This window comes from Enterobacter cloacae complex sp. 2022EL-00788 (assembly GCF_026627565.1).
In the GTDB taxonomy this organism is placed as follows: Bacteria; Pseudomonadota; Gammaproteobacteria; order Enterobacterales; family Enterobacteriaceae; genus Enterobacter; species Enterobacter pasteurii.
In genome coordinates this window covers 34757-47810 of sequence record NZ_JAPNMC010000012.1, presented here as the reverse complement: position 1 = coordinate 47810, position 13054 = coordinate 34757, and the positions used below count along the sequence as shown (strand labels likewise).

At 56.4% G+C, this 13054-nt stretch carries 11 protein-coding genes; all 11 read right to left on the bottom strand.

Annotated features, from left to right (window positions below; translation table 11 throughout):
• Positions 1-48 precede the first annotated feature (48 nt).
• On the bottom strand, positions 49-2490 hold the full coding sequence (gene rnr / locus OWK27_RS18125) for a ribonuclease R (RefSeq protein ID WP_148421865.1): 2442 nt from the start codon (positions 2488-2490) through the stop codon (positions 49-51).
• Between the two features lie 38 nt (positions 2491-2528).
• Complete coding sequence (gene nsrR, locus OWK27_RS18120; RefSeq protein ID WP_014882230.1) at positions 2529-2954, bottom strand: nitric oxide-sensing transcriptional repressor NsrR; 426 nt, start codon at positions 2952-2954, stop codon at positions 2529-2531.
• 201 nt (positions 2955-3155) lie between these two features.
• Complete coding sequence (locus tag OWK27_RS18115) at positions 3156-4454, bottom strand: adenylosuccinate synthase (RefSeq protein WP_032628076.1); 1299 nt, start codon at positions 4452-4454, stop codon at positions 3156-3158.
• A gap of 104 nt (positions 4455-4558) precedes the next feature.
• Positions 4559-4756 (bottom strand): DUF2065 domain-containing protein, encoded by a 198-nt coding sequence (locus tag OWK27_RS18110; RefSeq protein ID WP_003855996.1) that lies wholly within the window; start codon positions 4754-4756, stop codon positions 4559-4561.
• 71 nt (positions 4757-4827) lie between these two features.
• Positions 4828-5832, bottom strand: coding sequence for a protease modulator HflC (hflC, locus tag OWK27_RS18105; RefSeq protein ID WP_148421863.1), 1005 nt, complete (start codon positions 5830-5832; stop codon positions 4828-4830).
• 2 nt (positions 5833-5834) lie between these two features.
• Positions 5835-7094, bottom strand: a complete 1260-nt coding sequence (gene hflK, locus OWK27_RS18100; RefSeq protein ID WP_176608899.1) for an FtsH protease activity modulator HflK — start codon at positions 7092-7094, stop codon at positions 5835-5837.
• A 56-nt stretch (positions 7095-7150) separates the two neighbouring features.
• On the bottom strand, positions 7151-8431 hold the full coding sequence (gene hflX, locus OWK27_RS18095; RefSeq protein WP_148421859.1) for a ribosome rescue GTPase HflX: 1281 nt from the start codon (positions 8429-8431) through the stop codon (positions 7151-7153).
• Between the two features lie 74 nt (positions 8432-8505).
• A complete protein-coding gene (gene hfq / locus OWK27_RS18090; RefSeq protein WP_148421858.1) occupies positions 8506-8817 on the bottom strand; it encodes an RNA chaperone Hfq in 312 nt (103 codons plus the stop codon).
• Positions 8818-8902: 85 nt separating this feature from the next.
• Entirely contained in the window at positions 8903-9853 is a 951-nt protein-coding gene (miaA, locus tag OWK27_RS18085; RefSeq protein WP_148421857.1) for a tRNA (adenosine(37)-N6)-dimethylallyltransferase MiaA, read from the bottom strand.
• Complete coding sequence (gene mutL, locus OWK27_RS18080) at positions 9846-11690, bottom strand: DNA mismatch repair endonuclease MutL (RefSeq protein ID WP_148421855.1); 1845 nt, start codon at positions 11688-11690, stop codon at positions 9846-9848. Before mutL ends, miaA begins: the two co-directional genes overlap by 8 nt.
• A gap of 9 nt (positions 11691-11699) precedes the next feature.
• A complete protein-coding gene (amiB, locus tag OWK27_RS18075) occupies positions 11700-13046 on the bottom strand; it encodes an N-acetylmuramoyl-L-alanine amidase AmiB (RefSeq protein WP_267590917.1) in 1347 nt (448 codons plus the stop codon).
• Between the last annotated feature and the right edge of the window lie 8 nt (positions 13047-13054).

Genomic DNA, 13054 nt, shown 5'->3' with positions numbered 1-13054 from the left:
AATATTTCCCCTCTCCCCTGGGGGAGAGGGTCAGGTTGAGGGGAGAATTTACTCCGCCTGCTGTTTCTTCGCCGCGCGCTTCGCTTTGGTCGCGGCCGCTATTTTTTGGGTCTTAGTCGACGGTTTTTTCGCTTTACGGGCATCTTTCTTCGCCGCCTTTGGCTTCTGCTTCTTCTCGCCACGGAAGGCGCTGTCTGGCTCAAAGTTCACGCGCTTACCCGCCTGACGGCGCTTGCCGCCCGCTTTGCCGTTGCCGCCTTTCTTCGCCTTTTCGCGCTCGGTTTTGCCGACGTTACGCGGCGCACGCTCGCTGGAGATGAGGCTAAAGTCGATTTTACGGTCGTCCATATTGACGGCTTCGACCTTCACTTCCACACGATCGCCCAGACGGTAGGTCTGGCCGCCAGATTCGCCAATCAGGCGCTGGCCAACCTGGTCAAAGCGGTAGTAATCATTATCGAGGCTGGAAACGTGCACCAGGCCGTCGATAAACAGCTCATCCAGACGCACGAAGAAACCAAAGCCGGTGACGCTGGCAATCACGCCCTTAAAGACGTTACCTACCTGATCCAGCATAAAGTCACACTTCAGCCAGTCCGCCACGTCGCGCGTGGCTTCATCGGCACGGCGCTCGGTCATGGAACAGTGCTGGCCCAGCTGCAGCATCTCTTCCACGGAGTAGTGATACCCCCCGGTTTCGGTCGTGTTGCCTTTGTGGCCCTGCTCATGCGCCAGCAGATACTTGATCGCACGGTGCAGCGACAGATCCGGATAACGGCGGATCGGCGAGGTAAAGTGCGCGTAAGACTGTAGCGCCAGGCCAAAGTGACCGCGGTTTTCCGGATCGTAAATCGCCTGCTTCATGGAGCGCAACAGCATGGTTTGCAGCATTTCCGCGTCAGGACGATCGCTGATGGACTCCAGCAGCTCGGCGTAATCGCGTGGCTCAGGCTTATTACCGCCCGGCAGTTCCAGACCGAGCTCGGCCAGTACGGAGCGGAACGAGGTAACGGCTTCCGTGGTCGGCTTATCGTGAATACGGAACAGCGCAGGCTCTTTGGCTTTCTCAACGAAACGTGCCGCCGAGATGTTCGCCAGGATCATACACTCTTCAATCAGCTTGTGGGCATCGTTACGCTGGGTCTGTTCGATACGCTCGATGCGACGTTCGGCATTGAAGATAAACTTCGCCTCTTCGCTCTCAAACGAGATCCCACCGCGCTCTTCGCGCGCCTGATCCAGCGTTTTGTAGAGGTTGTGCAGCTCTTCAATATGTTTGACCAGCGGCGCGTACTGTTCGCGCAGGTCACGGTCGCCCTGCAGCATATGCCAGACCTTGGTGTAGGTCAGGCGCGCATGGGAACTCATGACCGCTTCGTAGAACTTGTATCCGGTCAGGCGTCCCTTGCTGGAGATGGTCATTTCACAGACCATACACAGGCGATCAACCTGCGGGTTCAGGGAACACAGACCGTTGGAAAGCACTTCCGGCAGCATCGGCACAACCTGAGACGGGAAGTAAACCGACGTGCCGCGGCTGCGCGCTTCATTATCCAGCGGCGTATGCGGGCGAACGTAATAGCTCACGTCAGCGATGGCTACCCACAGGCGCCAGCCGCCACCGCGTTTTTTCTCGCAGTACACGGCGTCATCAAAGTCGCGAGCGTCTTCACCATCAATGGTGACCAGCGGCAGATCGCGTAAATCCACGCGGCCTGCTTTGGACTCTTCCGGCACTTCTTCACGCAGGTTTTCGATCTGGTCTTCCACCGCTTTCGGCCAGACGTACGGAATTTCATGGGTGCGCAGCGCCATATCAACGGCCATGCCGGTGCCCATGTTATCGCCCAGCACTTCGACGATTTTACCTACCGCTTTGGTACGGCGGGTCGGGCGCTGGGTAAGTTCAACCACCACCACAAAGCCCATACGCGCGCCCATCACCTCTTCAGGCGGGATCAGGATGTCGAAGCTCAGACGGCTGTCGTCCGGCACCACAAAGCCTACGCCCGCATCGGTAAAGTAGCGGCCCACAATCTGGCTGGTTTTCGGCACCAGCACGCGGACCACGCGCGCTTCGCGGCGGCCCTTACGGTCTGCACCCAGCGGCTGCGCCAGGATCTGGTCGCCGTGGATACACATTTTCATCTGTTCGGATGAGAGGTACAGATCGTCCTTACGGCCTTCCACACGCAGGAAGCCAAAGCCATCGCGGTGACCTATAACGGTGCCTTTCAGCAGGTCGAGGCGTTCCGGCAGCGCGTAGCACTGGCGACGGGTAAAGACCAGCTGCCCGTCGCGCTCCATGGCGCGCAGGCGGCGGCGAAGGGCTTCAATTTGCTCTTCACCTTCAATGTTTAATTCAGCGGCAAGTTCTTCACGATTGGCGGGTTTTTCGCGTTTTGTTAAGTGTTCAATGATGAACTCGCGGCTGGGGATAGGATTCGCGTATTTTTCTGCTTCGCGTTCCTGGAAAGGATCTTGTGACATGTCGGTTCCTCCGTTGTCAGCTCCGGTGGAAATTTTCTTCATTCCACCAGCAATAATTTATAAAGCGGTTGATTCTCTTCAACCAAATCGGCCAGCGTGTAGTTATCCAGTTCCTTGAGAAAACTTTGCACGGCCTTTGAAAGCGCCTGTTTCAGGCGACAGGCGGGCGTAATGTGGCAGAACTCGCTGCTACAGTTCACCAGAGATAGCGGCTCCAGCTCACGTACCACATCGCCGATACGAATACTCTGTGCCGGTTTACCGAGACGGATCCCTCCATTCTTCCCGCGGACGGCAGCAACGTATCCGGCACGACTAAGTTGATTGATTATTTTGACCATATGATTACGGGATACACCGTACACCTCTGTGACTTCAGAGATACTGGTCATCTTCCCATCGGGTAACGACGCCATGTAAATCAGCGCGCGTAAGCCGTAATCGGTGAAACTTGTTAACTGCACATCAACCTCAGGAAAAAGGGAAAACGCGGTTAAACCGCAGAGATATTCATTAATGATGATAAACCAGCCAGATAGGTAGCGGCTAATTTATTTGAACTGAAAGGGGGAAGGAGAACGAAAAAGCCGGATGCGCGTTGCATATCCGGCCTGAGATAGGTTTTTCAGGCCCGGCAAGCGCAGCGCCGCCGGGCGAAACCATCATTATGCGTCGAACGGATCGCGCAGGATCATCGTTTCAGTACGATCCGGGCCGGTGGAAATAATATCGATCGGCACTTCGGTCAGTTCTTCAATACGCTTAATGTAATCCAGCGCGGCTTTTGGCAGGCCACTACGCTCTTTCACGCCGAAGGTGGTCTCAGACCAGCCCGGCATGGTTTCGTAGATTGGCTCGATGCCTTCCCAGTCGTCAGCAGCCAGCGGAGTGGTAGTCACTTCACGGCCATCCGGCATACGGTAGCCTACGCAGATTTTCACTTCTTTCAGGCCGTCCAGCACGTCCAGCTTGGTCAGGCAGAAGCCAGACAGGGAGTTGATCTGCACTGCGCGACGCACGGCAACGGCGTCCAGCCAGCCGGTACGACGACGACGACCGGTGGTCGCGCCAAATTCGTTACCCTGCTTGCACAGGAACTCGCCGGTTTCATCAAACAGTTCGGTCGGGAATGGACCTGCACCCACGCGAGTGGAGTAAGCTTTGATGATACCCAGAACGTAATCCACATAACGTGGGCCCAGGCCGGAGCCGGTTGCCACGCCACCGGCGGTGGTGTTAGAGGAGGTTACGTACGGATAGGTACCGTGGTCGATGTCCAGCAGCGTACCCTGCGCACCTTCAAACATGACGAAATCGCCACGCTTACGCGCCTGGTCCAGCAGATCGGACACATCAACAACCATACCGGTCAGAATGTCTGCGATCGCCATGACGTCATCCAGCACTTTCTGGTAGTCAACAGCGTCAGCTTTGTAAAAGTTCACCAGCTGGAAGTTGTGATATTCCATCACTTCTTTCAGTTTTTCAGCGAAGGTGGCTTTGTCGAACAGATCGCCCACGCGCAGACCGCGGCGTGCAACTTTATCTTCGTAAGCCGGACCGATACCACGACCGGTGGTGCCGATAGCTTTCGCGCCACGCGCCTTTTCACGCGCAACGTCCAGCGCCACGTGATAATCCAGGATCAGCGGGCAGGCTTCGGAGAGCAGCAGACGCTCACGAACAGGGATACCACGGTCTTCCAGACCTTTCATCTCTTTCATCAGCGCAGCTGGAGACAGCACAACGCCGTTACCGATGATGCTGGTGACGTTTTCGCGAAGAATGCCTGATGGAATAAGATGGAGGACGGTTTTTTCACCGTTGATTACGAGAGTATGGCCTGCGTTGTGACCGCCCTGGTAGCGAACAACATATTTAGCCCGTTCAGTCAGAAGATCGACAATCTTCCCTTTACCTTCGTCACCCCATTGGGTGCCCAGTACGACGACGTTGTTACCCATTTTTTTCAAAATCACCGTTTGCTTAAAAATGGATTCTACCATCGCTTTTTCAGATATACAGCACTTTTTGACCCTAAAATATGCCAGTAACGGTTAGTTTTTGATCAGCCAATCGTTTTCCTCAACATGTAGTAGATAACGATACCGGCAACCACAAGACCGCCGCCGAAACGACGCAAAATATTGTCCGGCAGCTGGCTCATTGTTGCGATCATTCGACGCCACGCGCGGGGATAAAGCATCGGGCCGAGACCTTCCAGCACCAGAACCAAGGCCAGAGCGAGCCAGATCGTTGAATTCATTTTTCATCCTTATAAAAGAAAACCACCGCTCCTGACGAAGCGGTGGTTTGAATACTCAAACGAGACTGAGTTTATCGCGTTGCGTTGGATGGCGTCTTCATATAACGGAAGAAATCGCTGTCCGGGCTGAGCACCATCACATCCTGGTTGCTCTTGAAGCTATTCTCATAAGCTCGCAGGCTACGGATAAAGGCGTAGAAGTCAGGATCCTGGCTGAATGCATCAGCAAACAGTTTCGCCGCTTCGGCATCACCTTCACCGCGCAGGATACGGCCCTGACGCTCAGATTCCGCCAGCGTCTTGGTCACTTCATAGTCCGCTGCCGCGCGCAGTTTTTCCGCTTCTTCCTGACCCTGTGAACGGTGACGACGGGCTACCGCCTCACGCTCGGCGCGCATACGGTTGTAGATAGCCTCAGACACTTCCGCCGGCAGGTTGATCTGCTTGATACGCACGTCGACCACTTCAATACCCAGCGCCGCCATACTGTTCGGGTTGATCACCGGCACTTTACCGTTGGTTTCAGCCTGAACGCGTTCAGCCGCTTTAGCAATCGCATCATCCGCTGCTGGCGTTTCCACTTCGTCTTCCGTGCCCGCGGTACCGGAGTTCAGCGCATCGCGCACTTCCAGCGTCAGTCGGCCACGGGAGTCGGTCACGATGTCTTTCACATCCAGACGACCAATCTCGGAACGCAGACGGTCAGAGAACTTACGCTTCAGCAGCACTTCCGCCTGAGAAACGTCGCCGCCGCCTGTTGCCAGGAAGTAGCGGCTGAAATCGCTGATACGCCATTTAATATAGGAATCAACGATCAGGTCTTTCTTCTCTTTAGTCACAAAACGGTCGGCCTGGTTATCCATGGTCTGGATACGCGCGTCGAGCGTTTTAACAGACTGAATGAAAGGCACCTTGAAGTGCAGGCCCGGCTCGTAAATCACCGGACGCTTGTCGCCGTCACGCACGACGCTGCTGAACTGGAACTTGATCCCACGCTCGCCCTCTTTCACCACAAAGATCGAGGTATAAAGCACGACAAGTACGATGACGACGATCGCAATAACTGACTTACGCATCCTTATTCCCCCTGACGCTGGTAGTCGTTACGCTGCGCGTTAGCACGGCGTTGGTCCATAATGTCACCATCGTTCGAAGAAGGCGTTGTGTTCGCGCTGGCGCTGCCAGACGAGGCTGGCGGCAGACGCAGCAGGTTGTTCGCACCGCTGTTATCTTTCGCGGCTGGCGCAGAACCGCCTTTCAGCATCTGATCCAGCGGAAGCACCATCAGGTTTCCACCCTTGCTGTCGTTAACCAGCACTTTGCGGGTATGGCTCAGCACTTTTTCCATGGTCTCGATATAGAGACGCTCGCGGGTAATTTCCGGAGCCGCTTTATATTCCGGCAGGATACGCGCGAAGCGAGCCACTTCACCCTGCGCTTCCAGGATGGTCTGGGTCTTATACGCACGCGCCTCTTCCAGAATACGCTGCGCCTGACCGTTAGCACGCGGCTGAACTTCGTTGGTGTACGCTTCCGCTTCACGGATGTACTGCTGTTCGTTTTCACGCGCAGCAATCGCATCGTCAAACGCGGCCTTCACCTCTTCCGGCGGACGAGCAGCCTGGAAGTTGACGTCCAGCAGGGTGATACCCATGTTGTACGGACGGATGGTCTCTTCCAGCTCGCGCTGGGTATCGCTACGAATAACGGTACGACCTTCGGTCAGGATGCGGTCCATGGTGTATTTACCGATCACGCCACGCAGGGCGCTGTCGGTCGCCTGACGCAGGCTGTCATCCGCACTGGTCACGCTAAACAGATAACGTTCAGGATCCGTCACGCGGTACTGCACGTTCATCTCAACGCGCACCACGTTTTCGTCAGACGTCAGCATCACGCCGGAGGCTGCCAGTTCGCGAACGGACTCCACGTTCACCGCGGTCACGTTGTCAATGAAGGTCGGCTTCCAGTTCAGGCCCGGCTCAACCAGATGGCTGAACTTACCGAAACGGGTTACCACGCCGCGCTCTGCTTCTTTAATGGTGTAGAACCCGCTGGCTGCCCAGATGATTACCACCGCAGCGGCCACAATGCCGACTACGCGGCCACCCATAGGCGGGCGCGAACTCTGAGTGGAATTGCCACCCGAGCCAGAACCTTTTCCTCCGCCGAGGCCACCAAGCTTTTTGCTCAGTTTGCGGAAGATATCATCCAGATCCGGTGGCCCCTGCTCGCGACCACCTTTGTTGCCATTTCCCCCAGAGTTGCCGCCTTGATTATTGCTGCTTCCCCACGGGTCGCGGTCTTGTCCGTTATTACCGGGCTGATTCCACGCCATGTATATGCTCCATATTTGTTATGCAAGGGCGAATTATTCAGGCTTCCCCTTTCTGATCAGACGATATAGTCCGCCAGCGCAGGTTCTTGTTTACAGAGGCGACGCCAGTCAACGATCGGCATACGCACCTGCATCCCCACGCTGCCGTCATCCTCCATCCACTCTTTTTCTATCGCCTGAAGCTGATAAAACCGGCTGCGCAGCCTGCCTTCCTGTGGCGGCAGTCGCAGCGTGTGCTGAGCTACCTCACCGGAAAGACGTTCTGTCAAAGCCTGGAAAAGCAGTGGCACACCAATCCCGGACTGCGCAGACAGCCAGACCCGAATCGGTTTGTTCTCTTCATCTCGGTCGATACGCGGTTCGAAATCGTCCAGCATATCGATCTTGTTCATTACCAACAGCGTGGGAATGTCGTGGGCGTCGATCTCTTCGAGCACCACATTCACCGCGTCGATGTTTTCCTGCACGCGTACGTCTGCTGCATCAATCACGTGCAGCAGCAGGGTTGCCTGACGCGTCTCCTGCAACGTCGCTTTAAACGCCGCGACGAGATCGTGCGGCAGATGGCGGATAAACCCTACGGTATCCGCCAGCACCGTTTCACCGACGTCAGCTACGTCAATCCGGCGCAGCGTGGGGTCCAGGGTCGCAAACAGCTGGTCTGCGGCATAAACCCGGGCCTCGGTTATCTGGTTAAACAGGGTGGATTTACCGGCGTTGGTATAGCCCACCAGCGACACCGTCGGGATGTCCGCTTTGGTTCGCGCACGACGCCCCTGCTCGCGCTGTTTCTCTACACGTTCCAGACGTGAAAGGATCTGGGTAATACGGCCACGCAGCAAACGGCGGTCGGTTTCGAGCTGGGTTTCACCCGGGCCGCGCAAACCAATCCCGCCTTTTTGTCTTTCAAGGTGTGTCCAGCCACGCACCAGACGCGTCGCCAGATGGCGCAGCTGCGCCAGCTCAACCTGCAGCTTACCCTCGTGGGTACGCGCACGCTGAGCAAAAATATCTAAGATCAACCCCGTGCGGTCGATAACACGGCATTCGCAGAGAGCTTCCAGGTTACGTTCCTGAGCCGGAGACAGCGCATGATCAAACAGCACAACGGATGCGCCGGTTGCTTTTACGGCATCCGCAATTTCTACTGCTTTACCTTCACCAACAAAATACTTCGGGTGCGGCGCTTTACGGCTACCGGTAATCACCTGCATTGCTTCGACACCGGCGGAAGAGACCAGAGATTCAAACTCCTGGAGGTCTTCCATATCTTTGTCTTGCGAAAAATAGATGTGTACCAGCACCGCCTGCTCACCGGCGTCATAACGGTCAAACAAGCGTAAACCTCTCTAAAAAGATCAGCGGGGAACGCAGGATCCCTGGCTCCCCGTGTGGATAACAGTACGAAACCTTATTCGGTCTCGTCGCTGTCCTGCGCAGGAGAAGAAGAACCCTGCGCGTTGCTGCCATGATGGTAGTTACTACCAGTGCCGCCGCCAGCGTTATTGCTGTGATGAGATACCGGACGGGACGGAACAACAGTAGAAATAGCGTGCTTATAGACCATCTGACTGACCGTGTTTTTCAACAGGATCACGAACTGATCGAAAGACTCAATCTGACCTTGCAGCTTAATACCATTCACCAAATAAATAGAAACTGGAACACGTTCCCGACGCAATGCGTTCAGGAACGGATCTTGTAAAGATTGCCCCTTAGCCATTCTATCTTTTCCTTATATGCTTGTTTTGTACTTAGAACCTTGCGATTCTGAAAAATTGCGCACGATACGCCTCAATTGTACACATTCAGTGAGCGATATCACCAATAACCTCAATCACTTCGTTTAACGCCTGTTGCGGTTTTTCGCTGTCTAACCAGTGAACTCCCTCCCAACCGCGCAACCAGGTGATCTGGCGCTTCGCTAACTGTCTCGTGGCGCAAACACCTCTATAAACCATTTCATCGTATGAAATCTCGCCTTCAAGATACGACCACATCTGGCGGTATCCCACACAACGAACGGAAGGCATGTCCGTATGCAAATCTCCACGGGCAAAAAGCGCCCGCACTTCTGCTTCAAAATCTGAAGCCAACATCTGATGAAAACGCTGCTCAATTCGTTGATGGAGCAGTTCACGGCTCGCCGGGGCGATGGCGAACTGATGCACCTGATACGGCAGAGCGTCTCCTGACGTTTGCGTCAGTTCCGTTAAAGTTTTACCCGAAATGAAAAAAACTTCCAGTGCCCGGGAAAGCCTTTGCGGATCGTTTGGATGGATCCGCGCTGCGGCAACCGGGTCAATCTCTTCCAGTTGCTTGTGCAAAACGTCCCAACCCTGCTCTGCCGCCTGCTGCTCAATCTTTGCCCTCACTTCAGGATCTGCCGATGGCAGAGGCGATAACCCCTCCAGCAGCGCCTTAAAGTAGAGCATGGTTCCGCCAACCAACAGCGGTATACGTCCCGCGGCGGTAATCTCGGCCATCTCGGCTAACGCATCGCGGCGAAAATCTGCCGCGGAATAAGCCTGCGCCGGGTCGAGAATATCCAGCAAACGGTGCGGTGCCGCACGCAGTTCCTCTGCGCCGGGCTTCGCCGTGCCGATGTCCATCCCTCGGTAAATGAGGGCAGAATCGACGCTAATCAACTCTACTGGCAAAACTTTACGTAGCTCAATGGCTAACGCCGTTTTGCCGGAGGCCGTTGGGCCCATTAAAAAAATTGCCTTTGGCAGGCTCGCCTTACTTACGTCATTCATGTTTCAGGGCGGTCATCGCCTTTTGTAAATCAACAGGTTGTAACAACCCCCCTGGCGGCGCTTTCACCAGCTGCGGGCAGAGACGTTCCACCTCCGCCAGCACGGTAATCGCCTGCGCCATACTCCACGGCGAATGTTCGCTGGCCAGACGGCGGGCGATCCACTGCGCGGTATCGGCGGCATCAAACGTCGTTTGCTGCGCCAGGTAGCCTATCAGTTCAGGAATCAAGTTTTGTAAATTTTGTTGGCGTAAGGGTAAAGGCACTGCGCGAATTGTCACATGCTGCGCGTCCAGTACGATTTCGATGCCCATTTCGGCCAGCTGCGCCTGTACCTGCTGCAAAACCCTTGTTTCTTCCGGGGATATTTTCAGGCGAACGGGGATCAGCAGCGGCTGCGCGCAGGCAGCATTCACGCCGGGCGTTAGCTGCGCCTGCTTGAGCCAGCGCTCCGCTACGGTAAGGGCCAGCAACATCAGCTTACCCTCGCGTTCAAGCAGGGCCACGTCAGGCGCGACGATGGTCAGCACCCGGCCAAAGCTCTGGCTATGCCCGTCCAGAGAGGGTGTTGAAACCGTGATGTGCTCTTTATGCTCTACTGACGGCGTATCCAGCAGTTTGCGGTACAGCGCTCCCTGCTGCTTTTGATAGCCCGGCTGGGCGTTGGGATAGTTCGCCCCGTTCGGTCGCGGAGCGTTGCCCGCCGAGGCTAAGCGCGGCGCAGACGGCTCGCGCACCGCCGCCGGTTCGGCAAAGTGATTCCGTCCGGCCGCCACGCGGTTTTCCGGAAGCGGACGCGGCTCGGGTTGTTCCTTTGCCAGCGGCAGCTCTGGCGTGGCCTGCTGCTGCAATACAGCGGCCACGCCCTGATAGATAAAATCATGCACCAGACGCGACTGGTGGAAACGCACCTCATGCTTGGCTGGATGCACGTTAACGTCAACCTGATGCGGGTCAATTTCCAGATAGAGTACAAAGGCGGGCTGCTGATCGGCGCCGAGCTTATCCTCGCAGGCCTGGCGAATAGCGTGGTTAATCAGGCGGTCACGCATCATGCGGCCGTTAACGTAGCAATACTGGATCTCAGCAAAGGCGGCGCTGCTCGCGTTCGGATCGGCAACCCAGCCGCGCAGGGCCAGATCGCCATGCTGCCATTCAATAGCCAGCGCTTTTTCCAGGAACGGCGTGCCGCAGATGGCCCCCAGCCGACGCTCCTTTTGCCCGCCTTCCGCCACCGCGCGATACTGGCGCATCACCTTGCCGTTATGGCTGAGGTTAATGGTGACGTCAAAACGCGCCAGCGCGATGCGGCGGATGATCTCGTCGATATGTCCGAATTCAGTCTTTTCGGTTCGCATAAACTTGCGGCGAGCGGGCGTGTTGTAGAAGAGATCCAGCACTTCCAGCGTGGTGCCTACCGGATGCGCCGCTGGCTTGACCGTGACGTCCATATCGCGCCCTTCGGCGTAGGCCTGCCAGGCTTCCTGCTGCTCCGCCGTACGGGAAGTAAGGGTCAGGCGGGAAACGGAGCTGATACTGGCCAGCGCTTCGCCGCGAAACCCCAGGCTGATAATCGCTTCCAGATCGTCCAGCGAGGCAATTTTACTGGTGGCATGACGCGCCAGCGCCAGCGCCAGCTCGTCTTTTTTAATGCCGCAGCCGTTGTCGCGAATGCGGATGAGCTTTGCGCCCCCGCGTTCAATATCGATATCAATGCGGGTTGCCCCCGCATCGAGGCTGTTTTCCACCAGCTCTTTCACTACCGACGCAGGGCGTTCCACCACCTCACCGGCGGCGATTTGGTTCGCGAGCTGCGGCGGTAGAACCTGAATCGGCATGAATTCTCCTTAATTAGTCGCGGTCATCTCACCCGGCAGCGCTGCACTGGCCGTCTGGGCTGCACCGCCCTGTGGTGCAGACTGAAGCGGATGCGCCTCAAAGTATTTACGCAGGCCGTTATAAATCGCTTCGGCAATTTGCTGCTGATAGCTGTCGCTTCCCAGTAGACGCTCTTCACCGTGATTGCTGATAAAGCCGGTCTCTACCAGAATCGACGGAATATCCGGCGAGCGCAGCACGCCGAGGCTCGCATGCTCCGGGCGACGCTTGTGCAGCGATCCAACGCTTTGCAGATGATTGAGTACGTTAGTGGCGACATCATACCCGACGCGCTGAGAATGACCGAACTGTAAATCCAGCACTGCCTGGCTGAGATACGGATCGGCCTGGCTGTTTGCCAGCACATCGCCTGCCCCGCCTAACAGTTCCGACTGCTTCTCATGCTCTTCAAGCCAGTTGGCCATTTCGCTGTTGGCGCGACGGTTGGACAGTACCCACACGGACGCACCGGTCGCGCTACGGTTCGGCGCAGCGTCCGCATGAATCGAGACCAGGAAGTTGGCGTTCTGTTTGCGCGCCACGTCCGAGCGTCCCATCACGGAGATAAAGTAATCCCCGTCGCGGGTTAACACGCCCTTAAACATCGGATCGTCATTCAGAAGCGCGCGCAGCTTGCGGGCAATGGCAATGGTGACATTTTTCTCACGCGTGCCGCCCGGGCCAATCGCGCCGGGATCTTGCCCGCCGTGTCCGGCGTCAATGGCGATAATCACCTTATCGCCGCTAGCTGGCGTACGTCGCGCGCTGGCCGCCGGACGCGTCACCGTGTTGCTGCTGGTCACGGCGGTAAGACGGTCATTTTGTGATTTAAACGGATTACGGGCAGGCTCAGACGGTCGTGAGGTATACACCGGTGCCTCTACGCGCTTCGCCACAACGGGTGCAGGCGGTGGCGGCGGTGGTGGCGGCACGTCGGCATTGATGGTGAAGACCACCGTATAATTCGCGCCGTTTTGCTGCTTAACCGCCTTCGTTTTGCCTTTTTCGGTGAGGTCAACCACCAAGCGCAGAGACTGAGCATCCTTCGGAGTACCCGAACGGATGCTTTTCACCAGATTATTACCGCTGAACTGAAGCGGCAGCCCCTGGATCACTCCGGACTGTTTAATATCGAGCGCCACGCTGCGGCTGTCGATTTGTGAAAAAGCATATTCAGGATCGCCCATAAAGCTGAACGTAATGCGGGCCTGGCTATCGCCATTCGACACCTGAATATCCGAGAGGCTTGCCGCCCCGGCCTGCGCGCACAGCAGTACCGTGGCAGCCAACACCCAACTTTTAACGCGATTAATCATCCCGTTAT